Here is a 22,310-nt window from a genome sequence, read left to right as displayed (position 1 = left end):
GCCGACCCACCCCCACCCCACACCCCCGCACATCCCCATCACACCGACGAACGAAGGGCAGATGCACACCGACCGCACCTCCACCACCCGCTTCCCCGTCCCCGTCGACGCCGCCCTGCGCGCCGCCGGCTGGCAACCCGGACGCTGGGACATCAAACAAGCGGAGATCTGGGCCGACACCCTGCGCGAACACGCCTCACCCGCAGGCCACCGCCACGCCGTCTTCCCCGCCGCCGTGGAAGCCTGGGCCGAATTCGGCGGTCTGCACCTCGCACCCACCGGCCCCGGCCGCCAGGTCGCCCCCGCCACCCTCCACTTCGACCCGCTCCACGGCCTCCACATGGCCCGCACCCTCGGCGACCTCGGCCGCGCCCTCGACACCGAGGTCTGCCCCCTCGGTGCCGAAACCGACACCGAGGCCCTCCTCGCCATCGACACCGAGGGCCGCATCTACGCCCTCGACCACACCGGCGACTGGTACCTCGGCCCCGACATCGACCAGGCCCTCGCCGGCCTCGTCGCCGGCATAGAACCGGCACGGCTGACAGCGGGCTGACACACGAAGACGGCCGCACCGGCACCACCGGCCCGGCGTCCGTGGACCGCGGCTACGCCGCCGGAATCACCGCCGACACCCGGAACCCCCCGGCATCCGTCGGCCCCGACACAAACACCCCGCCGAGCGCCACGACCCGCTCCTTCATCCCCACCAGGCCGTTCCCCCCCGACGGCAGCCGGGCCAGCGACGCCGACGACAGCTCCGGCGGCGGCTCGTTCTCCACCTGCATCGCGATCTCCGACACCCGATGCGCGAGCCGTACATGCGTCTTCGCACCCGCCGCATGCTTGTGGACGTTCGTCAGTGCCTCCTGCACCACCCGAAACGCCGTCTGCTCGATCTCCGGCGCATACGCCCGCGAGTCCCCCTCGACGGACAGATCCACCACCATCCCCGCCGCGGCCGACTGCCCGATCAGCTCGTCCAACTCCGACAGGCAAGGCCCCTCGGCGCCGACGTCGTCCCCGCCGACACCACGCCCCCGATCGGCCGCCGCAGCGGCAGCGGCCCCCACCGCGGCAAGCGGTACGGCAGCCCCCAGAGGCTGATCCACATCCGAAGGCCGCCGCGCGGCACCCCCACTGCGCAGCACCCCGAGCATCTCCCGCAACTCGGTCAACGCCTGCCGTCCCATGTCTCCCACGAGCGCGGCATTCTTCACGGCCTTCTCGGGGTCCTTCCGCGCCACGGCCTGGAGCGCCGCCGCATGCACCACCATCAGACTCACCCGATGCGCGACGACATCGTGCATCTCCCGCGCGATCCGCGTCCGCTCCTCGTTGCGCGCCCACTCCGCACGCTCCTCCGCGCGCTCCGCGAGCAACTGAAGCTCCCGCTCGAGACTGTCCGCCCGCTCCCGCAGGCTCTCCATCAGCCGTCGCCGGGCGCCCACATACAGCCCGAGCAGCAACGGAGGCGCCGTGACACCGAGAGCCGTGGTGATCGACGCGAACGGAATCACCCAGTCCCCGAAGGTCAGATTCCCCCGCGCCACGTCCTGGCGCACCCACACGAACGTCACGATCAGCGTCCCGACGAACGACATCCCCGCGAGCGACGCGATGATCCGCCGCGGCAGCTCGGACGCCGCGAGGGTGTAGAGGCCCACGATGCCCAGCAGGATGCCCATCTGGGCGGGCATGACGGCGATCGACACGAGCACGACGGCTATCGGCCACCGGCGCCGCACCAGGAGCACCGACCCGGCCAGAACCCCGAACACCACCCCCGCGGCCACCGGAATCCCGGCTTCCCGCGCGAACCGAACCCCCTCAGCTCCGCACTCCAGCGCGGACACGACGGCCAGACTCACGTCCAGCACGGCACTGCGCAACCTGCCCCACCACCACGGCCCCGCCCCCGGTGGTGGTTCCCCGGCCTGCTCTTCCCCCGTCGTGGTCATGCCTCCAGCCTACGGGCGGGCAGCCGTGGTTTTCCGGCGACTTTTGTGGACTGGCCTACACCACACTCCGTGACCGAACGTAAGCGAAACGACCCGATATCCCTCGAACTGCTGAATCGCACACCGTTCGACCCTGGAAGCGATCATTCCGGCCGGACGGTATGCCCATGGCACATGCATCAGGCAAATACGCCGACTTCGAGGGGTTGCGGAAGCGGGCGGTGGCGCTGCGGCGGCAGGGCTACAGCCTTCGGCAGATCCGCGACGAGCTGAAGATCTTCAACAACGACATCCTCAACCGGCTGGTCAAGGGTGAGCCTCCGCCGGAGTGGACGAAGAGGCCGAACGCGAAGGACGACCTGAAGGCGAAGGCACGGGAGCTACGGCTCCAGGGCTGGACGTACGACCAGATCGAGGCGGAGCTGGGGTGCTCCAGGAGTTCGGTCTCTCTTTGGGTGCGGGACCTGCCGAGGCCGGAGCGGAAGCGCAGCCACACGGAAGCGGCGGTCATCGCCAAGAAGGGATGGGAGGCGAAACTCCGGATCCGAGACGAGGAGCGGCAACGGACCAAGGAGGCAGCCGAGCAGGCGATCGGCATCCTCTCGGCCCGCGAGCTGTTCCTGGTGGGCGTCGGCCTCTACTGGGCGGAGGGCGGCAAGGACAAGCCGTACGACCGGCGCGAGAACGTCACTTTCGTGAACAGCGACCCCGGCATGATCCGCGTCTTCCTCGTCTGGCTCGACCTGCTCGACGTCGAACGGGAACGACTGCGCTTCACCGTCATGGTCCACGAGAACGCTGACGTCGAAGACGCCGAGAAGTACTGGGCCGACCTCGTTGGCGCCGACGGCTCCGCGTTCAACAAGACGACGCTCAAGAAGCACAACCCCAAGACGGTACGGAAGAACGTCGGCGAGTCCTACAGGGGGTGCCTCGTGATCAAAGTCCTGAAGGGTGCCGACTTGTACCGTCGCATCGAAGGGTCTTGGTACGGCATAGTGTTGGGTGCCACCTCGGCAACCTGACCAAATGTCCGGTTTAGTCGAGATCCTTCCCCCATGGTGTAATCAGGCAGCACTGAGGGTTTTGGTCCCTTAAGTTCAGGTTCAAATCCTGATGGGGGAGCTGCTTGCCCAGCGGGCCCTGACATCTCGGTCAGGGCCCGCTCCCATGTCCCCCAAGAAACACCCCGGTATCCTGCGGATGTCACCCCACCCCCTCCACAGCCGAAGGGCATCCCGTGAGCGCCATTCGCCCGGCAGCCGTCGTCGTTCTCGCAGCGGGTGAGGGCACCCGTATGAAGTCGGCCACACCGAAGGTCCTGCACGAGATCTGCGGACGCAGCCTCGTGGGTCATGTGCTCGCCGCCGCGGGTGAGTTGCAGCCCGAGAACCTGGTCGTGGTCGTGGGGCACGCCCGCGAGAAGGTCTCCGCACACCTCGGTGAGATCGACCCCGGCGTACGCACCGCCGTGCAGGCGGAGCAGAACGGCACCGGGCACGCCGTAAGGATGGCCCTCGAGGAGCTCGGCGGGGCCGTCGACGGGACCGTGGTGGTCGTCTGCGGCGACACTCCCCTGCTGACCGGCGAGACCCTGACCCGCCTCGCCGCCACCCACTCCGCCGACGGCAACGCCGTGACGGTGCTGACCGCCGAGGTCCCGGACGCGACCGGGTACGGGCGGATCGTGCGCGACGGCGCCTCGGGTGCCGTGACGGCCATCGTGGAGCACAAGGACGCGAGTGAGTCGCAGCGGGCGATCCGGGAGATCAACTCGGGTGTGTTCGCCTTCGACGGGCAGCTGCTGGCCGACGCCCTCGGGAAGGTCCGTACGGACAACTCGCAGGGCGAGGAGTACCTGACCGACGTGCTCGGGATTCTGCGCGAGGCCGGTCACCGGGTCGGCGCCTCCGTGGCGGGCGATCACCGCGAGATCGCCGGGATCAACAACCGTGTGCAGCTGTCCGAGGCCCGTCGGATTCTCAACGACCGGCTGCTGACCGACGCGATGCTCGCCGGCGTCACCGTCGTCGACCCGGCGACGACCTGGGTCGACGTGACCGTCACCTTCGAGCAGGATGCCGTCGTCCTGCCCGGTACGCAGTTGCAGGGGTCCACCCATCTCGGCGAGGGCGCGGAGGTCGGCCCCAACAGCCGGCTGAAGGACACGCGTGTCGATGCGGGTGCACGAGTGGACAACACGGTGGCCGAGGGTGCGCATGTGGGCGCGAACGCGACGGTGGGACCGTTTGCGTATCTGCGGCCGGGAACGCGGCTGGGCGCGAAGGGCAAGATCGGTACGTACGTCGAGACGAAGAACGCCTCGATCGGTGAGGGGACGAAGGTGCCTCACCTCTCTTACGTCGGTGATGCGACCATCGGCGAGTACACGAACATCGGCGCCGCGAGTGTCTTCGTGAACTACGACGGACAGGACAAACACCACACGACGGTCGGCTCGCACTGCCGTACCGGCTCGGACAACATGTTTGTGGCGCCTGTCACGGTCGGGGACGGCGCCTATACGGCGGCCGGGTCCGTGATCACGAAGGACGTGCCGCCCGGTTCGCTGGCCGTGGCCCGCGGTCAGCAGCGGAATATCGAGGGTTGGGTGGCCCGTAAGCGTCCGGGCAGTGCGGCCGCGAAGGCGGCTGAGGCGGCGTCTCGCCGGGAGGACGGCGAGGGCTGACCGGAAACAGGTGCGTCTAACACGGCGTACCGTGATAAGTGCACACCCGCACCCCACCAGCTGAGACGGCCTCCACCATGCCCAGCCGAGGTCGCTCTACAGGCAGCTGAGACACCTCTGAGGAGACAGTGCTGTGACCGGGATCAAGACGACCGGCGAGAAGAAGTTGATGTTCTTCTCCGGCCGCGCCCACCCCGAGCTTGCCGAGGAGGTCGCCCAGCAGCTGGGTGTCGGGGTTGTCCCGACGAAGGCCTTCGACTTCGCGAACGGTGAGATCTACGTCCGCTATCAGGAGTCGGCGCGCGGTGCGGACTGCTTCGTGATCCAGAGCCACACGGCTCCGATCAATCAGTGGATCATGGAGCAGCTGATCATGATCGACGCACTGAAGCGTGCGTCGGCGCGCTCCATCACCGTGATCGTGCCGTTCTACGGTTACGCACGTCAGGACAAGAAGCACCGTGGGCGTGAACCGATTTCGGCGCGTCTGATCGCGGATCTGATGAAGACGGCGGGTGCGGACCGCATCCTGACCGTGGATCTGCACACGGACCAGATCCAGGGCTTCTTCGACGGCCCTGTGGACCACCTCTTCGCCCTGCCGCTGCTCGCGGACTACGTGGGCCGGAAGGTGGACCGGGAGAAGCTGACGGTCGTGTCTCCCGACGCGGGGCGTGTGCGGGTGGCCGACCGGTGGTGCGACCGGCTGGGTGCGCCGCTCGCGATCGTGCACAAGCGTCGTGACAAGGACGTGGCGAACCAGGTGACCGTCCACGAGGTCGTGGGTGAGGTCAAGGGCCGGGTGTGTGTGCTGGTCGACGACATGATCGACACCGGTGGGACGATCTGTGCCGCGGCCGACGCGTTGTTCGCGCACGGCGCCGAGGACGTCATCGTGACGGCGACGCACGGTGTGCTGTCGGGTCCGGCGGCGGACCGGCTGAAGAACTCCCGGGTGAGCGAGTTCGTGTTCACGAACACGCTGCCGACGCCGGGTGAGCTGAGCCGTGATCTGGACAAGCTGACGGTGCTGTCGATCGCGCCGACGGTCGCGAACGCGGTGCGTGAGGTGTTCGAGGACGGTTCGGTGACGAGCCTGTTCGACGAGCAGTGATCGCGCGATAGAGATCCTTTTGGGAACGGCCTCCCTGTCCGAGTAGACTGCTTCAGTTGCTCGGCGAGGGAGGCCGTACCTGTTCGCGCAGGTGTCGGCGATCCGTTATCGACGCGCTCTTCGTAGCAGGCCGTTCGTGGCCGGGTGACCACGTCCGTCTCTAGTTCTACGAGGAGTGATCATGTCCGAGGTCAAGATCTCCGCCGCGACCCGCACCGAGTTCGGTAAGGGTGCCGCCCGTCGTATCCGTCGTGACTCGAAGGTTCCCGGTGTCCTGTACGGCCACGGCACCGACCCGCTGCACCTGACCCTCCCGGGTCACGACCTGCTGCTCGCCCTGCGTACGCCGAACGTCCTGATCGCTCTGGACATCGACGGCAAGACCAACGAGCTGGCGATCCCGAAGTCCGTGCAGCGTGACCCGATCAAGGGCTTCCTGGAGCACGTGGACCTGCTGCTGGTGAAGCGCGGCGAGAAGGTCACCGTCGAGGTCCCCGTCCACGCCGAGGGCGAGCTGGCCCCGGGTGGCAACCTGCTCGAGCACGTGCTGAACGCGCTGCCGGTCGAGGCCGAGGCCACGCACATCCCCGAGGCCGTCACCGTGTCCGTCGAGGGCCTGGAGGCCGGCGCCTCCATCCTGGCGAAGGACATCACACTGCCCAAGGGCACCACGCTGGCCGTCGAGGAGGACACTGTCGTCCTGCAGGTCCTGGCCGCGCAGGCCGAGGAGGCCCCGGAGGGCGAAGAGGCCGCCGCGGGCGAGGAAGTCGCCGAGGCCTGATCCTCAGCTCTGGCAGAGGCGTGATCCTCGGCTCTGCCATCGGTTCGTCAGCCGCTGTTCCCGATGGGGGCAGCGGCTGGCGCGTATCAAGGAGACATGGACGTGACGACGGACCCGAGCGCCCCGTGGCTGATCGCCGGTCTCGGCAATCCCGGACCGGAGTACGCCAGGAACCGGCACAACGTCGGGTTCATGGTGGTGGATCTGCTGGCCGAGCGGATCGGCGGGAAGTTCAAGCGGGCCGGCCGGGCTCAGGCACAGGTCGTCGAGGGGCGGATCGGGCCGCCCGGGCCGTTGAACCGGCGGGTGATCGTGGCGAAGCCGATGTCGTACATGAATCTCTCCGGCGGCCCGCTGAACGCTCTTCGGGATTTCTACAAGGTGCCGGTGGGCAATATCGTCGCTGTTCATGACGAGTTGGACATCGACTTCGGCACGCTGCGGTTGAAGCTGGGTGGCGGGGACAACGGGCACAACGGGCTCAAGTCGATGACCAAGGCGATGGGTTCGGAGTACCACCGGGTGCGGTTCGGGATCGGGCGGCCGCCGGGGCGTATGCCGGTCGCGGACTTTGTGCTCAAGGATTTCTCGGCGGCGGAGCGCAAGGAGCTGGACTACTTCGTGGACCGGGCGTCGGACGCGGTGGAGGCTCTGGTGATCGAAGGGCTGGAGCGGGCGCAAAGCACGTACAACTCCTGACTTGTCCGCCCACCCGAACGGGCCCAGGTTGACCGGCAGTAGGGGCATGGCCAAGGATCGCGGCCATGCCTTCTGCCGTTGTCTCCAGTCAGGGCGCTTTCGCCGCGCTGCGGTTCGGGCGGCTCGCGGCGATGGGTACGGTCGTGGTGCTGATTCTGATCGCGGGTGTGTGGGCGTCGTGGGGCACCGCGCAGCACGTGATGCTCACGAAGGGCCGGGAGAGCGGCACGATCGAGGTGACCCGGTGCGGTGCGGACTCGTGCAGCGGGCCGTACACGCCTATCTCGGCGGGGTCGCAGCCGCGCAGGTCCGTCGTCATCGAGAAGAACGTGGCCGTGCGCAAGGGGCAGACGTACACGGTCGTGATCAAGCCGAGTGGTGACACCGTCGTGCGGTCCGGGCCCGCGGGAATCCTGTACTCCTGGGTTCCGCTGGGCGGCGCGCTGTTGCTGGCCTCGGTCGTCGTCGCGGGCGGACTGCGGCGCACACGCCTGGCGTGGGTGATGGCGGGGTCGGGGACGGCGCTGTTGACGGCGGCGTTCCTGGCGGTCTGAGGGACTGGGGATCCGCGGATCCGTTGGTCTTGCCGGCCTTGTAAATCTTGCTGATCTTGTTGGTCTTGTTGGTCTTGTTCATGACGGTGCCCCCGTGCTCTTGGTACGAGCACGGGGGCACCGTCGTGTGCGGGTGGCTCAGCCTGTGTTGCGCAGGCCTGCCGCCACGCCGTTGACGGTGAGCAGCAGGGCGCGGGCGAGGAGCGGGTCGGGCTCGGCGCCGGTGGCCGCCGCGTCGCGCTGGCGCTTGAGCAGGGTGACCTGGAGGTAGGAGATCGGGTCCAGGTAGGCGTCGCGGATGGTGAAGGTCTGCTTGAGGACCGGGGCGGCGTCGAGGAGTTCCTTCTCGCCGGTGATCTTCAGGACCTCGGCGACGGTGAGTTCGTGCTCGGCGCGGATGGTGTCGAAGACGTGCTTGAGGTCGTCCGGCACGAGGGTGTCGACGTAATGGGCGGCGATCCGCAGGTCGGTCTTGGCGAGGGTCATCTCCACGTTGGAGATGAAGTTGCGGAAGAAGTGCCACTGTTCGTGCATCTCGTCGAGCACGGTGTCCAGGCCGGCCTCGCGCAGCGCCTTCAGACCGGAGCCCACGCCGAACCAGCCCGGGACGATCTGCCGGGACTGGGTCCAGCCGAAGACCCACGGGATGGCGCGCAGTCCGTCGAGCGAGACGCCCGAGCCGGGGCGGCGGGAGGGCCGCGAGCCGAGGTGCAGGTCGGCGAGCTGGTCCACCGGCGTCGACGCGAGGAAGTAGGACGGCAGGTCCGGGTCCTCGACGAGCTTGCGGTAGGCGGCGTGGGCCGCGTCGCTCGCCACGTCCATGGCGGCGTCCCAGCGGGCGAGAGCCTCGTCGGACTGGCGCGGCGCGGTGTGCAGGGCGGAGGCCTGCAGGGTGGCCGCGACGGTCAGTTCCAGGTTCTCCCGGGCCAGGGACGGCACCAGGTACTTGTCGCTGATCACCTCGCCCTGCTCGGTGACCTTGATCTCGCCCTCCAGGGTTCCCCAGGGCTGGGCGAGGATCGCGTCGTGCGAGGGACCGCCGCCGCGGCCGACGGTGCCGCCGCGGCCGTGGAAGAGGCGCAGCCGGACGCCGTAGCGGTGGGCGACGTCACGCAGGCGGCGCTGGGCGCGGTGGATCTCCCACTGCGAGGTGGTGATGCCGCCGAACTTGGAGGAGTCGGAGTAGCCGAGCATGACCTCCTGGACGTCGCCGCGCAGGGCGACGAGGCGCCGGTACGACGGGTCGGAGAGCATGTCCTCCAGGATCGTGTCGGCGGCCTTGAGCTCGTCCGTGGTCTCCAGGAGCGGCACGATGCCGATCTTCGCCCAGCCGGCGTGCAGGTCGATCAGGCCGGCCTCGCGGGCGAGCACGCTTGCCGCGAAGACGTCGTCGGCGCCCTGGCACATGGAGATGATGTACGACTCGATGACCTCGGGTCCGAAGACCTCGAGGGCCCGCTTGACGGTCTGGAACACGCCGAGGGTCTTCTCGCCGGCCGCGTCCACGGGTGCCGGGGTGGGGGCGAGGGGGCGGCGGGAGCGCAGTTCCTTGGCCAGCAGCTTGCCGCGGTAGTCGCGGGGCATGTCGGCGTAGCGCCAGGACTCCTCGCCGAGGCGGTCGAAGAGCTGGCCGAGGGCGTGGTGGTGGGCGTCGGCGTGTTCGCGTACGTCCATGGTGGCGAGCTGGAGGCCGAACGCGGACAGGGTGCGGATGGTCCGGTTCATGCGCCCTTCGGCGAAGAGGCCGCCGCGGTGTTCCCTGAGCGAGGTCTGGATCAGCTTCAGGTCGTGCAGGAGCTCGCCGGTGCCGAGGTAGTCGCGCCCTGCCTCGTGCGGGATGTTCCTGGCCAGGCGCGTCTTGGTGTTCTCCAGCTTCTGCCGGATGCAGGTGGCCTTGAGCCGGTAGGGCTCCTCGGCGTTGAGGCGCTTGTAGCGGGGGCTGATCTCGGGGAGGTTGTCCAGGTCGGCCTGGAGGGAGGCCAGCAGGTCCTCGGTGGCGCCGGTGTAGCGGATGGAGTTCGACAGGAAGCCGCGCAGCTCGTCGATCATCTCCAGGGCGTCGTTGATGCCGTGCTCGTGCTGGAGGATGAGGACGTCCCAGGTCACCTGGGGGGTGACGTTGGGGTTGCCGTCGCGGTCGCCGCCGATCCAGGTGCCGAAGGTGAGGGGGCGGGTGGCGTCGGGGAGCTTGTGGCCGACGCGCTCCAGTTCAGCGGTGAGGTCCTCCAGGACGTCGCCGACGGCGCCGGCGTGCAGTTCGTCGAGGTAGTAGATGGCGTTGCGGGCCTCGTCGGCGGGCTCGGGGCGTACGACGCGCAGCTCGTCCGTCTGCCAAACGAGGTCGATGTTCTCGGCCAGTCGGGTGTCGTGCCGGCGCCGGTCCCCTTCGAGTACGGGGGTCTCCAGGAGTGCGGCGACACGCCGGAGCTTGTTGAGGACGGAGCGGCGGGCGGCCTCGGTGGGGTGCGCGGTGAAGACGGGGCGCACGTTGAGGTGCTGGATGGTCTGGCGCAGGTGCTCGGGGTCGGCGTCCTTCAGGCGGTCCGCCGTACGGGCGAGCAGGCCGCCCTCGGCGGCGCGGCGGGCGCGCAGCTCGCGGCCGCGGTGGACCTGCTCGGTGACGTTGGCCAGGTGGAAGTAGGTGGAGAAGGCGCGGACCAGCTTGGCCGCGGTGTCCAGCTCCGTGCCACGCAGCAGTTCGGCGGCGGCCTCGCCGTCCTCGCGGGTGAGGCGGCGGACCTTTTCGACGAGGTCGAGGAGCTCGGGGCCTTCCTGCCGGACGAGGCTCTCCCCGAGGAGGTCACCCAGTCGGCGGATGTCGGCACGCAGCTCACTGCTGGTCGTCGTGGTCTGGTCGTCGGCACTGCTCACAGGTGCGGCTCCTTGCAGTGTTGAAGCTCGTCCGGGAGGGAACTCGGCGCCCGGGGGCCGCGCGGCGGGGGCCGCATACGGCTCCTGGCATCCGGGAAGAATTCAGAGCGGACCGCGCTGTCCGACCGACTCCAAGGATAGGTGTCCATGCGGACGCGCAGACTCTCGGGCTCTTGCTGCCGGGCGACGCACTGCCATACTTACGACGCCGTAGGTTACGTAGCCGTAGGGACCGATGTAACGGAACCTGGGAACAGTTCCTGCGACCCGGCACCTGCCAAAACCCTCGAACCCCACAGGGGACGCCCATGACCACGAGCTCCGATGTGATCGAAGACGCCCCGAAGGCGAACGACGACACCACTCCCTCTGCCACGCTCGGCGGTGAGAAGAAGGGGTCGCTCGAGCAGTTCGCGCTCCTTCTCTTCATCGTCGTCCCGTTCCTGGCGCTCGCCGCCGCGGTTCCCCTGGCCTGGGGCTGGGGCGTGAGCTGGCTCGACCTGGGTCTGCTGGTCTTCTTCTACTTCTTCGCCTGCCACGGCGTCACGATCGGCTACCACCGCTACTTCACCCACGGCTCCTTCAAGGCGAAGCGCCCGCTGCGCATCGCTCTCGCCATCGCGGGCTCGATGGCGGTGGAGGGTCCCCTGGTCCGCTGGGTCGCGGACCACCGCAAGCACCACAAGTTCTCCGATGCGGAAGGTGACCCGCATTCCCCGTGGCGTTACGGCGAGACGGTCCCGGCTCTGATGAAGGGCCTGTGGTGGGCGCACATCGGCTGGATGTTCGACGAGGAGCGCACGTCGCAGGAGAAGTACGCGCCGGATCTGATCAAGGACACGGCGATCCGGACGATCTCCCGTCAGTTCATCTACTGGACGATTCTGTCGCTGGCGCTGCCCGCCCTGATCGGCGGTCTGGTGACGATGTCCTGGTGGGGCGCGTTCACGGGCTTCTTCTGGGGCTCGCTCGTGCGGGTGGCGCTGCTGCACCACGTGACGTGGTCGATCAACTCGATCTGTCACGCGGTGGGCAAGCGCCCGTTCAAATCGCGCGACATGTCCGGCAACGTCTGGTGGCTGGCGGTCCTGTCCTGCGGTGAGTCCTGGCACAACCTGCACCACGCGGACCCGACGTCGGCGCGGCACGGTGTGGAGCGCGGGCAGATCGACTCCTCGGCCCGGATCATCCGCTGGTGCGAGCAGCTCGGTCTGGCCTACGACGTGCGCTGGCCGTCACGCTCGCGTATCGATTCGCGCCGGAACAGCGAGGAAGGCGGCTCCCGGCGCCGGAAGGAACCCGTAAAGACGGCATGATTGACGCCGTGGCGACCGACTCCAGCAATACCCCCAGCAACGACAAGCCGCGGCGGACGCGCCGTACCCGGATGACCGGTGCGGAGCGCCGCCAGCAGCTGCTGGAGATCGGTCGGACCCTGTTCGCCGCGAAGGGCTTCGAAGGCACGTCGGTGGAGGAGATCGCGGCGAAGGCCGGGGTCTCCAAGCCGGTGGTGTACGAGCACTTCGGCGGTAAGGAGGGGCTGTACGCGGTGGTGGTGGACCGCGAGATGCGGCGGCTGCTGGACATGGTGACCAGCTCGCTGACGGCCGGCCACCCGCGTGAACTGTGCGAGCAGGCGGCGTTCGCTCTCCTGGACTACATCGAGGAGTACACGGACGGCTTCCGCATCCTGGTCCGTGACTCGCCCATCCCGCAGTCGACGGGTTCTTTCGCCTCGCTGATCTCCGACATCGCGACTCAGGTGGAGGACATCCTGGGCCGCGAGTTCAAGAACCGCGGCTTCGACTCCAAGCTGGCCCCGCTGTATGCGCAGGCCTTGGTCGGAATGGTCGCCCTGACCGGCCAGTGGTGGCTGGACGTTCGCCGCCCGAAGAAGGCGGAGGTGGCCGCCCACCTGGTGAATCTGGCGTGGCACGGGCTGGACGGGCTGGAGCCGAAGCCGCGGCTGATTGGGCACCGCAAGAGCTGACACGCTCCGCGGTGCCGGCGCACTCAGTGCTTGAAGGTGTCCTTCCCCTTCTCCTTCGCCTGGCGCGCGTCGCCCTTCATCTGGTCGGCCTTGCCTTCGGCGGTCATCCGCTCGTTGCCGGCCATGCGACCCATCGCTTCCTTGGCCTTGCCCTTGAGCTGTTCCTTCTTGGCCCGGGTCTTCTCTTCCTTCGCCACGTTCCTCACTCCCGTAAGGTTCGACGTCGGTTTCACCGCAGCGGGTGACCCGCAGCGGGGCCCTCAAACAGGGGTCCCCTGCCTCGCGGCGATCGGCTCCAGGAACTCCAGCCGGTTCCCGACGGGATCGTACGAGTAGAACCGGCGGTGCCCCGGCAGGTCATCGTCCCAGGTCACAGCGCCTCCCCGGGCCGCCAGCCGGGCGGCGTACGCCTCGATGCCGGTGACCCGCAGGCCGGGGTGGGCCTTCTTCGCGGGCCGGAAGTCCGTCTCGATACCGAGGTGCAGCTGCACGGGCCCCGCCCGGAACCAGCAGCCTCCGCGCGCGGCGAGCACAGGCGGCTTGGGGATCTCGGTCATCCCGAGGACGCCCGCGTAGTACGCCCGCAGCCGCTCCTCCGAGCCGGGCGGCGCCGCGAGCTGGACATGGTCGACGGCGGCGATCATCACGCTCCCCTGCGTGCCACGGCGAAGATCCGCCGGAACGGGAAGGGGGTGCCGTGGGCGCCGGGCGGATAGGCCTCGCGCAGGGCCGCCCGGTAGTCGTGCAGGAAGGCTTCCCGCTGGTCGGGGGCGTCGGCGAGGGCTGTCAGGACCGGACGCAGTCCGGTGCCCTTCACCCAGTCGAGGACGGGGTCGTCGCCGGTGAGGAGATGGATGTACGTCGTCTCCCACACGTCGGCCGTGCAGTCCAGGCCGGTCAGGCGGGCGAGGTAGTCCTGCGGGGTGAGGACGGCGTCGGTGTGGCGCAGGGTGTCGGTGAGGCCGTGCCGGCGGGCGAGGTCGCGCATCAGGCGGTGGCTCGGGGCGTCGAAGTTGCCGGGGACCTGGAAGGCGAAGGTGCCGCCGGGGCGCAGGCCCCGCACCCACTCGCCGAAGCGGTCCGGGTGCCCCGGCACCCACTGCAGCGTGGCGTTGCTGATGATCAGGTCGTACGGCTCGTCCGGCGTCCACGTCCGCACGTCGGCGTGGGCGAAGTCGAGGCGGCCGCCACCGGCTGTCGGCCCTTCGTGGTCGACGTGGGCCTTGTCGAGCATCTCGGCGGAGTTGTCGTGGCCGGTGATGTGCGCGGTGGGCCAGCGCTCGGCGAGCACGGCGGTGACGTTGCCGGGGCCGCAGCCGAGGTCGGCGATGCGCGGCCGGTCGCCCGGGAGGTCGGGGACGCGGGCGAGGAGGTCGGTGAAGGGGCGGGCGCGGTGATCGGCGTGGCGCAGGTACTGGCCGGGGTCCCAGGTGGGGGTGTCGGCAGCGGACATCGCGTCTCCTGTCGGTCGCTTCTGTCGCCCTCCAGCCTGCCCCGCAAGATATCTTGACGTCAAGAGACTTCACGTCGACACAACCACTACACTGATCGTCATGGAGGACGAGGTCGATCGGCTGGTCGCAGCATGGCGCCGGGAGCGCCCGGACCTCGACGTGGAACCGCTCGAGGTGCTCAGCCGGGTGAGCAGACTGGCCCGGCATCTGGACCGCGCACGCCGGCTGGCCTTCTCCGAGCACAGCCTGGAGCCCTGGGAGTTCGACGTGCTGACCGCGCTCCGGCGCGCGGGGACGCCGTATCAGCTCTCTCCGGGGCAGTTGCTGACACAGACCCTGGTCACCTCGGGCACGATGACGAACCGCATCGACCGGCTGGCCAAGAAGGGTTTGGTGGAGCGCCTGCCCGACCCCAGCGACCGGCGCGGGGTGCTGGTCCGCCTCACGGACGAGGGCCGCGACCGGGCGGACCAGGCACTTGCCGGGCTGCTGGACCAGGAGCGGGCGATCCTCGCGGAGCTGTCGCGTGCCCAGCGGGGTGAACTGGCGGGGCTGCTGCGGCAGCTGACGGCGCCGTTCGACAACATTCCCGGCTAGACGCTCCGCTGGTAGTGCCGCGCTGGGAAGTGCCGCGCTGTGCCGTCGATCGCCTGCTGCGCCATGGTGGCTGGTCGCGCAGTTCCCCGCGCCCCTTACAGGGGCGCGGCCGCTCAGCCCCGCTGATCAGGCGCTGCTGCTCTCCTCCGGCATGATCCGGCCGGCAGGTCCCAGGTCGACCGGCCCCACCCCGGCCCGCCTCGCGAGGGCGACGGCGGCCAGTGTGGAGTGGACGCCCAGTTTGCCCAGGACGTTTTGCATATGGGTGCGGACGGTGTGCGGGGAGAGATACAGGCGCTCGGCGACGGCCTTGCGCCCCAGTCCCGCCACCATGCACCGAAGAACTTCCCGCTCGCGCGGGGTCAGCGACTCCACCAGCCGCTCGCTCTCGGTGCGGTGCTTGCGCGCGGCCGTCAGCTCCCGCAGAACCCCCGTGAGCAGGGCGGGCGGCAGATGCGTCTCGTCGCGCAGCACCCCGCGGATGACGGTGAGCAGCCGGGACAGTGAACAGTCCTTGGCGACCCACCCGGAGGCGCCGGCCTGCAGGGCGAGCGCGGCCCGGCGCGGATCGTCCTTCTCGGCGAGGACGACGATCCGTACCGCCGGCTGCGCGGAGCGGACGCCGACGACCAGCGAGATGCCGTCGACGAGCCCGTCCTCGCCCACCTCCTGAACGGGTACGGCCGGCCGTATGCCCGGCGCGTTGCCGCCCAGGTCGGCGTCGACGAGCAGCACGTCGTACCGGCGCCCCTCGGCGGCCGCGCGCTCAAGGCTGCGCAGCGCGGCCGGGCCGCTGCCGGCGGCGGAGACGTCGACGTCGGGCTCGGCCGCCAGCGCGGCGGCGAGTGACTCGGCGAAGATGCGATGGTCGTCGACGACCAGGACTCGGATGCGAACCACGAAACCCCCTTCCCCAAGCTCCCGAAGAGCAGGGGATACCCCATCGCCATGAGGACGACATCGGGAGACGAACACCGTCGCGGGCACGGCGCCCGAAGCGCGGATGGCCGCACGGCCGCCGCCGTGCAAGAACTGCTACCCCCACTTCGGGCGTCGTACCCGACCTGTCTCGCCCCCTGATCAGCACCGGCCCCCACCGGTGCTGCTCATCAGAGTACGGGCGGGGGGCAGCAGCGGAAGGTAATTTGCAGAACTGGTTGGCCGACGCGTTTATGGTGAGCCGCATGTTTCGTCTGGAGACAGAAGTCGACAAATCTCGCCAGGATCTGCTCCGCCGGCGACTGCGGGACACCAACACCGCGGTCTCCCCGATTCTGCGCGCCCTGCGCGGAACCCCAGGTGAACGCGAACATCCGCTCCAGGTCTGGGCGTTGGACGAGTCAGACGCCGTGGCCGGCGGGCTCGTGGGGCACACCTGGACCACCTGGCTCCATGTCACGTACCTCTGGGTCGACGAACGCCACCGCGGTGCCCGCCTGGGTTCGCAGTTGCTCGCAACTGCAGAGCGCATGGCCCGCGACGAACGGGCCTGCACGGCCGTACGCCTGGAGACATGGGACTTCCAGGCGCCGGAGTTCTACCGCAAACGCGGGTACGACGTGGTGTGTGTGATCCCCGACTATCCGCCGGGGATCACGGAGTACACGCTCACCAAGCGACTGGCGTGAGCGGGTCAGCGCACCCGCCGCGCACCCGCCGCCGGCACCGCCTCGAACACCCGCGGTGCCGTGAACCCGGCGGCGGCGAAGGCCTCCTCGACGGACTTGGTGACGGTCTCGACGTCGGCCGCCTCGGCCAGGACGATCGCCGAGCCGCCGAAGCCGCCGCCGGTCATGCGGGCACCCAGGGCGCCGCCGGCCAGGGCGGTGTCCACGACCAGGTCCAGCTCCGGGCAGGAGATGCGGAAGTCGTCGCGCAGTGAGGCGTGGCCGGCCGTCAGGACCGGGCCGATCGCGCGGGTGTCGCCCGACTCCAGCAGGGCGACGACCTGCTCGACGCGCTGGTCCTCGGTGACGACGTGGCGCACCAGCCGGCGCACCTCCTCGTCGTCGCCGAGCCGGTCGAGCGCCGCGTCCAGCTCGTCGTACGCCACGTCCCTGAGCGCGTCCACGCCCAGCAGCGCCGCGCCCTTCTCGCAGCCCGCGCGCCGCTTGCCGTACTCCCCCTCGCTGTGGGAGTGCTTGACCTGGGTGTCGACGACGAGCAGGCGCATGCCCTCGGCGGCCAGGTCGAAGGGGATCTGCTTCTGGGAGAGGTCCCGGGTGTCGAGGAACAGGGCGTGCCCGGCCTCGCAGCAGGCGGACGCGGTCTGGTCCATGATGCCGACAGGTGCGCCGACGTAGACGTTCTCCGCGCGCTGGCACAGGCGGGCCAGCTGCCAGCCCTTCAGGCCGAGGTCGTAGAGGTCGTTCAGAGCGAGCGCCACGACGACTTCCAGTGCCGCCGACGACGACAGGCCCGCGCCCGCCGGGACCGTCGAGGCCAGGTGGATGTCGGCGCCGGTCACCGCGTGGCCGGCCTGGCGCAGCGCCCAGACCACACCCGACGGGTACGCCGTCCAGTTCCGGTCCGACTCGGGCTCCAGCTGCTCGACGCGCAGTTCCACGACGCCGCCCCCGACGTCCGCCGAGTGCAGCCGCAGGGCGCCGTCCGTGCGGCGCGAGACCGCGGCGACCGCGGTGTGCGGCAGGGCGAACGGCATGACGAAGCCGTCGTTGTAGTCGGTGTGCTCGCCGATCAGGTTGACCCGGCCCGGCGCGGCCCACACCCCCTCCGGCTCCGCCCCGTACAGCTCCCTGAACCGCTCGGCGACCGCGGCTGCCGTGTCGACGTTCATCCCCTGACCCTGACCTTCCCTGCTGCTGCATCCGACAGCCGCTACGCGGCGGGGGCCGAAGCGGCCGGTGAGTTGACCGGCCGAACAGCCCTGGAACGTACGGCCGTCCCTGCCGGCCGTGGAACTTAGCCTTCGTGCCGCTGGGCGAACGCCCACGCGTCGGCGACGATCCCCGCGAGGTCCGCGCGGGACGGGTTCCAGCCGAGCCGCTCGCGGGCGGTGCCGGCGGAGGCGACCAGGACCGCCGGGTCGCCGCCCCGGCGCGGGGCCACGACCTCGGGGATCGGGTGCCCGGTGACCTGACGGACGGTCTCGACGACCTCGCGGACGGAGAAGCCGTTGCCGTTGCCGAGGTTGCAGATGAGGTGCTCGCCCGGCTCGGCGGCCTTGAGCGCCAGCAGGTGGGCGTCGGCGAGGTCGGCCACGTGGATGTAGTCGCGCACGCAGGTGCCGTCCGGCGTCGGGTAGTCGTCGCCGAAGACGGAGATCGCGTCGCGCCGGCCCTGGGCGACCTGCAGGACGAGCGGGATCAGGTGCGACTCGGGGTCGTGGCGCTCGCCGCAGTCGCCGTAGGCGCCCGCCACGTTGAAGTACCTGAGCGACACGGCACCGAGTCCGTGGGCCGCCGCCTCGCCGGAGATCATGTGGTCGACGGCGAGCTTGGAGGCGCCGTACGGGTTCGTGGGCTGCGTCGGGGCCGACTCGACGATCGGCACCTCCTCGGGCTCGCCGTAGGTGGCGGCGGTGGAGGAGAAGACGAGCTTGCGCACGCCGGCGTCACGCATCGCGCCGAGCAGCGCCATGGTGCCGCCGACGTTGTTGTCCCAGTACTTCTCCGGCTTCACGACCGACTCGCCGACCTGCGAGGACGCGGCGAAGTGCAGCACGGCGTCGAAGGAGGCGTCCAGCCACTTGGCGGCGTCGCGGATGTCGCCCTCGATGAAGGAAGCCCCGGCCGGCACGCCCTCGCGGAATCCGGTCGAGAGGTTGTCCAGGACGACGACCTCGTCTCCCGCCTCCAGCAGATGCTGGGCGACCACGCTGCCCACATAGCCGGCGCCACCGGTGACCAGGTACTTCCCACTCATGAACTCGCTACCTCTCGCAGTCGCTCGGCCGCGCGCTCCGGCGGCACGTCGTTGATGAACACGTTCATGCCGGACTCGGAACCCGCGAGAAACTTAAGCTTGCCGGAAGTGCGTCGGATGGTGAAAAGCTCGAGGTGAAGAGCGAAGTCCTCCCGCACCACGCCCTCGAATTCCTCCAGTGTGCCGAACGGCGCCTGGTGCCAGGCGGCGATGTAGGGCGTAGGAGGCTCACCCGCGGAGTTCTTCCCTCCGTCCTGCCCGTCCCGTCCGTCGAAGATCCGGTCGAAGCGCCTCAAGAGTTCCAGATAAACCTTGGGGAACTCTGAGCGCGCCTCTTCGCCGAGCGCGAGCAGATCGGGCACCCGGCGCTTCGGGTACAGGTGGACCTCGTAGGGCCAGTGCGCGGCGTACGGCACGAAGGCCGCCCAGTGTTCACTCTCCAGGACGACCCGCCGGCCGGCGAGTTCACGCTCCAGCACGGCGTCGAAGAGGTTCTCCCCGCCGGTGGCGTCCTTGTGGGCGGCCAGCGAGCGCAGCATCAGGGCGGTACGCGGGGTGGTGAAGGGGTAGGCGTAGATCTGCCCGTGGGGATGGCCGAGGGTGACACCGATCTCGGCGCCGCGGTTCTCGAAGCAGAAGACCTGCTCCACGGCGGGCAGGGACGACAGTTCGGAGGTCCGGTCGGTCCACGCGTCCAGGACCAGCCGGGCCTGCTCCTCGGTGAGGTCGGCGAAGGAGGCGTGGTGGTCGGAGGTGAAGCAGACGACCTCGCAGCGCCCGGAGTCACCGGCGAGCGAGGGGAAACGGTTCTCGAAGACCACGACGTCGTAGGAGGAGTCGGGGATCTCGCTCAGTCGCTCACCCTCCGAAGGGCACAGCGGGCACTCGTCGGCCGGCGGGTGATAGGTCCGCCCCTGCCGGTGCGAGGCGATGGCGACCGCGTCCCCGAGCAGCGCGTCCCGACGAACCTCGGACGTCGTGACGGTCCGGTCCAGCGGCCGCCGGTCGACAGCGTCCCGCACGGTGTCGTCGCGCAGGTCGTAGTAGACGAGCTCACGACCGTCGGCCAGACGGGTCGAGGTCTTCTTCACGCTGGACTCCTCCATCAAACATAACTAAACACAGAGAAACACAACGCACCACCTCAGTCAACATCACAATCAAACAAAGACCATCACCAGACGTGTTCAATTACTGAACACGGCGGCGTAGGTTCCGCTCTGTATCGGTTCGCGCAACGAAGCGAGTACGTATGCAAACCCCCACACAATCCCCCACCTACCTCGCCGCCGAGCTACGGCTCCCCACGAACTGGCTCGACTACACGCTGCTGGGCATCTACTTCGTCGTCGTGCTGGGCATCGGCTTCGCCGCCCGCCGGTCGGTGAAGACCAGCCTCGACTTCTTCCTCTCCGGCCGCTCCCTGCCCGCCTGGGTCACCGGTCTCGCCTTCATCTCCGCCAACCTGGCCGCCACCGAGATCCTCGGCATGGCCGCCAACAGCGCGCAGTACGGCGCCTACACCGTCCACTGGTACTGGATCGGCGCCATCCCGGCCATGGTCTTCCTGGGCCTGGTGATGATGCCCTTCTACTACGGGAGCAAGGTCCGCTCGGTCCCCGAGTTCCTGCTCCTGCGCTTCGACAAATGGGCACACCTGCTCAGTTCGATCCTGTTCGCCTTCGCCGCGATCCTGATCGCCGGGGTGAACCTCTATGCCCTGGCGATCGTGGTCGAGGCCCTCCTCGGCTGGCCCCAATGGGTCGCGATCGTCGTGGCCGGCTTCTTCGTCCTCGCCTACATCACCCTCGGCGGCCTGTCGTCGGCGATCTACAACGAGGTCCTGCAGTTCTTCGTGATCCTGGCCGCGCTGATCCCGATCACCGTGCTGGCACTGAAGAAGGCGGGCGGCTGGGACGGCCTGACGGACACGCTGACCAAGTCCCACGGCGACGACTTCGTCACCGCCTGGGGCGGCACCGGCATCGGCGACGCGAACCCGCTGGGCGCGAACTGGCTGACGATCGTCCTGGGCCTCGGCTTCGTGCTGTCCTTCGGCTACTGGACGACGAACTTCGCCGAGGTCCAGCGGGCGCTGTCGGCCAAGAACCTCTCGGCGGCCCAGCGCACTCCCCTCATCGCGGCGTTCCCGAAGATCTTCATCGTGTTCCTGGTGATGATCCCGGGGCTCGCGGCCGCGGCCCTGATCCCCGGCTTCGGCACCGAGGAGTCGGGCTACCAGTACAACGACGCCATCCCGTACCTGATGGAGGACCTGCTGCCCAACGGCGTCCTCGGCATCGCCGTGACCGGCCTCCTCGCCGCGTTCATGGCGGGCATGGCGGCGAACGTCTCGTCCTTCAACACGGTGTTCACGACCGACATCTGGGCGCGGTACGTGGTCAAGGACCGCGAGGACGGCTACTACGTCCGCTTCGGCCGCCTCATCACCGCGATCGGGGTGCTGGCATCGATCGGCACGGCGTTCCTGGCGTCGTCCTTCTCCAACATCATGAGCTACCTCCAGACCCTCTTCTCCTTCTTCAACGTGCCGATGTTCGTGGTCTTCATCATCGGCATGTTCTGGAAGCGGGCGTCGATCAAGTCGGGCTTCTGGGGCCTGCTGGCCGGCACGACGGCAGCGATGGTGAACTACTTCGTCCTCTACAAGCAGGACTTCATCTCGATCCCCTCCGACCAGGGCGCGAACTTCGTCTCCGCGATCGCGGGCTTCGTGGCCGGCGGGGTCGTCATGGTGGCCGTCTCCCTCTTCACGGCCCCCAAGCCGACGGAGGAACTCCAGGGCCTGGTCTACGGCACCCGCTCCCCCGGCATGGCCGAGCCGCCCGCGCCGGGGGACGAGGCGTGGTACCGCAAGCCGGCGCTGCTCGGCTGGGGCGCGGTGGTCCTCGCTGCGGCCTGCTACATCCCGTTCTCCTTCTGACGACGGAGCTCTGACAACTCATGACCGACCACCACTCCGAACGCCCCGGCTTCTCCGAGAAGGACCTGCTGCGGCAAGTCACGGACCTGGAGGGCAAGTCCGCGACGGCCGCCCAGCTCTTCGACATCCGGCGCATCATCGGCGGGCTCTTCGTGCTCTACGGCGTCATCGTCACGATCGTGGGCCTCACCGACGACGACGCCGCGATCGACAAGGCCCAGGGCATCAACATCAACCTCTGGACCGGCCTCGGCATGCTGCTCCTGGGCCTGTTCTTCCTGACCTGGCTGAAGCTACGGCCTACCGCGCCGCCTCCTCCGGAGACCGGGCCGGAGGATGAGCCGGGGCACTAACCCACCGGGGGCGAGCCGCACCTTCCTCGCCCCCGCCGCCCCTACCCGTCCCACCCCCAGGGGCTCCGCCCCTTCGACCCCGCCAGGGGGCTGCGCCCCCTGGCCCCCCATCGGCCTGAACGGCCTCGTCCTCAAACGCCGGACGGGCTGAAATGCCGGGACCGGCGCTGAGAAGCGCCGCCGGCGCGATGCGCAGCCAGCTGCGGGTGGGTGGGGGCCACGGATGGCACAGCCCTCGCCCCGGATGCCGGAAGGGATGGAAAGCCGGGACCGGCGTCGCACAGCGGCCGTGATGGCGCACCCCGGCGGCGCCGCACCCGCCCACGGCGGCAAGGGGACGTGCCGGGGGGTGTCCGCCCGCAGTGGCCGGCGTCAACACGCGGTACCTCTTGGCCTAAGGCGACCGCCGGTCCGAGGA

At 69.3% G+C, this 22,310-nt stretch carries 22 protein-coding genes; 13 read left to right on the top strand and 9 right to left on the bottom strand.

Annotation, left to right across the window (positions count from 1 at the left end; translation table 11 throughout):
• The first annotated feature begins 61 nt into the window (after nt 1–61).
• Nucleotides 62–556, top strand: a complete 495-nt coding sequence (locus ACWGDB_RS29760; protein WP_383613571.1) for an SUKH-3 domain-containing protein — start codon at nt 62–64, stop codon at nt 554–556.
• A gap of 52 nt (nt 557–608) precedes the next feature.
• On the opposite strand, the gene ACWGDB_RS29755 is transcribed toward ACWGDB_RS29760, so the two are convergent.
• A complete protein-coding gene (locus ACWGDB_RS29755) occupies nt 609–1,961 on the bottom strand; it encodes a sensor histidine kinase (protein ID WP_453825254.1) in 1,353 nt (450 codons plus the stop codon).
• Between the two features lie 167 nt (nt 1,962–2,128).
• Between ACWGDB_RS29755 and ACWGDB_RS29750 the strand changes: the two genes are divergently transcribed.
• The 6 genes from ACWGDB_RS29750 (at nt 2,129) to ACWGDB_RS29725 (ending at nt 7,798) form a co-directional block, all read left to right on the top strand.
• Nucleotides 2,129–2,986 carry a hypothetical protein gene (locus ACWGDB_RS29750; RefSeq protein ID WP_453825253.1) on the top strand — a complete coding sequence of 286 codons (858 nt, stop codon included), beginning with the start codon at nt 2,129–2,131 and terminating at the stop codon, nt 2,984–2,986.
• A 215-nt stretch (nt 2,987–3,201) separates the two neighbouring features.
• On the top strand, nt 3,202–4,650 hold the full coding sequence (glmU, locus tag ACWGDB_RS29745) for a bifunctional UDP-N-acetylglucosamine diphosphorylase/glucosamine-1-phosphate N-acetyltransferase GlmU (protein WP_453825252.1): 1,449 nt from the start codon (nt 3,202–3,204) through the stop codon (nt 4,648–4,650).
• Nucleotides 4,651–4,783: 133 nt separating this feature from the next.
• Entirely contained in the window at nt 4,784–5,764 is a 981-nt protein-coding gene (locus ACWGDB_RS29740; protein WP_383613580.1) for a ribose-phosphate diphosphokinase, read from the top strand.
• Nucleotides 5,765–5,945: 181 nt separating this feature from the next.
• A complete protein-coding gene (locus tag ACWGDB_RS29735; RefSeq protein WP_453825251.1) occupies nt 5,946–6,545 on the top strand; it encodes a 50S ribosomal protein L25/general stress protein Ctc in 600 nt (199 codons plus the stop codon).
• 96 nt (nt 6,546–6,641) lie between these two features.
• Complete coding sequence (gene pth / locus ACWGDB_RS29730; protein ID WP_328427139.1) at nt 6,642–7,244, top strand: aminoacyl-tRNA hydrolase; 603 nt, start codon at nt 6,642–6,644, stop codon at nt 7,242–7,244.
• A 65-nt stretch (nt 7,245–7,309) separates the two neighbouring features.
• On the top strand, nt 7,310–7,798 hold the full coding sequence (locus ACWGDB_RS29725) for a hypothetical protein (RefSeq protein WP_453825250.1): 489 nt from the start codon (nt 7,310–7,312) through the stop codon (nt 7,796–7,798).
• Between the two features lie 138 nt (nt 7,799–7,936).
• Here ACWGDB_RS29725 and ppc read toward each other — a convergent pair whose 3' ends face one another.
• Nucleotides 7,937–10,669, bottom strand: a complete 2,733-nt coding sequence (gene ppc, locus ACWGDB_RS29720) for a phosphoenolpyruvate carboxylase (RefSeq protein WP_453825249.1) — start codon at nt 10,667–10,669, stop codon at nt 7,937–7,939.
• A gap of 308 nt (nt 10,670–10,977) precedes the next feature.
• On the opposite strand from ppc, the gene ACWGDB_RS29715 reads away from it, so the two are divergent.
• Entirely contained in the window at nt 10,978–11,985 is a 1,008-nt protein-coding gene (locus ACWGDB_RS29715; RefSeq protein WP_453825248.1) for an acyl-CoA desaturase, read from the top strand.
• Nucleotides 11,982–12,659: a TetR family transcriptional regulator gene (locus tag ACWGDB_RS29710; protein WP_453825247.1), complete on the top strand. Its 678-nt coding sequence runs from the start codon at nt 11,982–11,984 to the stop codon at nt 12,657–12,659. Before ACWGDB_RS29715 ends, ACWGDB_RS29710 begins: the two co-directional genes overlap by 4 nt.
• Nucleotides 12,660–12,682: 23 nt before the next feature.
• On the opposite strand, the gene ACWGDB_RS29705 is transcribed toward ACWGDB_RS29710, so the two are convergent.
• The 3 genes from ACWGDB_RS29705 to ACWGDB_RS29695 form a co-directional block, all read right to left on the bottom strand.
• Nucleotides 12,683–12,856 carry a CsbD family protein gene (locus ACWGDB_RS29705; RefSeq protein WP_363039606.1) on the bottom strand — a complete coding sequence of 58 codons (174 nt, stop codon included), beginning with the start codon at nt 12,854–12,856 and terminating at the stop codon, nt 12,683–12,685.
• Between the two features lie 63 nt (nt 12,857–12,919).
• Complete coding sequence (locus tag ACWGDB_RS29700) at nt 12,920–13,303, bottom strand: VOC family protein (protein WP_453825246.1); 384 nt, start codon at nt 13,301–13,303, stop codon at nt 12,920–12,922.
• Complete coding sequence (locus tag ACWGDB_RS29695) at nt 13,303–14,112, bottom strand: trans-aconitate 2-methyltransferase (protein ID WP_453825245.1); 810 nt, start codon at nt 14,110–14,112, stop codon at nt 13,303–13,305. The genes ACWGDB_RS29700 and ACWGDB_RS29695 overlap by 1 nt, the downstream gene beginning before the upstream one ends.
• Nucleotides 14,113–14,212: 100 nt before the next feature.
• Between ACWGDB_RS29695 and tamR the strand changes: the two genes are divergently transcribed.
• Complete coding sequence (gene tamR / locus ACWGDB_RS29690) at nt 14,213–14,710, top strand: MarR family transcriptional regulator TamR (RefSeq protein ID WP_059196100.1); 498 nt, start codon at nt 14,213–14,215, stop codon at nt 14,708–14,710.
• A gap of 126 nt (nt 14,711–14,836) precedes the next feature.
• Here the strand turns inward: tamR and ACWGDB_RS29685 are convergent, their stop codons facing one another.
• On the bottom strand, nt 14,837–15,610 hold the full coding sequence (locus tag ACWGDB_RS29685) for a LuxR C-terminal-related transcriptional regulator (protein ID WP_453825244.1): 774 nt from the start codon (nt 15,608–15,610) through the stop codon (nt 14,837–14,839).
• Between the two features lie 272 nt (nt 15,611–15,882).
• Here ACWGDB_RS29685 and ACWGDB_RS29680 point away from each other — a divergent pair, with 272 nt between their 5' ends.
• Nucleotides 15,883–16,338: a GNAT family N-acetyltransferase gene (locus ACWGDB_RS29680; RefSeq protein ID WP_453825336.1), complete on the top strand. Its 456-nt coding sequence runs from the start codon at nt 15,883–15,885 to the stop codon at nt 16,336–16,338.
• Nucleotides 16,339–16,343: 5 nt separating this feature from the next.
• Here the strand turns inward: ACWGDB_RS29680 and galK are convergent, their stop codons facing one another.
• The 3 genes from galK to galT form a co-directional block, all read right to left on the bottom strand.
• The gene (gene galK, locus ACWGDB_RS29675) at nt 16,344–17,507 is read right to left on the bottom strand and encodes a galactokinase (protein ID WP_453825243.1); all 1,164 of its coding nucleotides are present in this window, start codon (nt 17,505–17,507) and stop codon (nt 16,344–16,346) included.
• A 125-nt stretch (nt 17,508–17,632) separates the two neighbouring features.
• Nucleotides 17,633–18,595 carry a UDP-glucose 4-epimerase GalE gene (gene galE, locus ACWGDB_RS29670; protein WP_453825242.1) on the bottom strand — a complete coding sequence of 321 codons (963 nt, stop codon included), beginning with the start codon at nt 18,593–18,595 and terminating at the stop codon, nt 17,633–17,635.
• Nucleotides 18,592–19,686, bottom strand: coding sequence for a galactose-1-phosphate uridylyltransferase (gene galT, locus ACWGDB_RS29665; protein ID WP_453825241.1), 1,095 nt, complete (start codon nt 19,684–19,686; stop codon nt 18,592–18,594). The genes galE and galT overlap by 4 nt, the downstream gene beginning before the upstream one ends.
• 161 nt (nt 19,687–19,847) lie before the next feature.
• On the opposite strand from galT, the gene ACWGDB_RS29660 reads away from it, so the two are divergent.
• Nucleotides 19,848–21,539: a sodium:solute symporter family protein gene (locus ACWGDB_RS29660; protein WP_453825240.1), complete on the top strand. Its 1,692-nt coding sequence runs from the start codon at nt 19,848–19,850 to the stop codon at nt 21,537–21,539.
• A gap of 20 nt (nt 21,540–21,559) precedes the next feature.
• On the top strand, nt 21,560–21,892 hold the full coding sequence (locus ACWGDB_RS29655) for a hypothetical protein (protein WP_453825239.1): 333 nt from the start codon (nt 21,560–21,562) through the stop codon (nt 21,890–21,892).
• Nucleotides 21,893–22,310 lie beyond the last annotated feature (418 nt).

This window comes from Streptomyces sp. NPDC055013, assembly GCF_053608645.1.
Note: the sequence above shows the minus strand (reverse complement) of the source record. Positions and strands in the feature narration are given on the sequence as shown.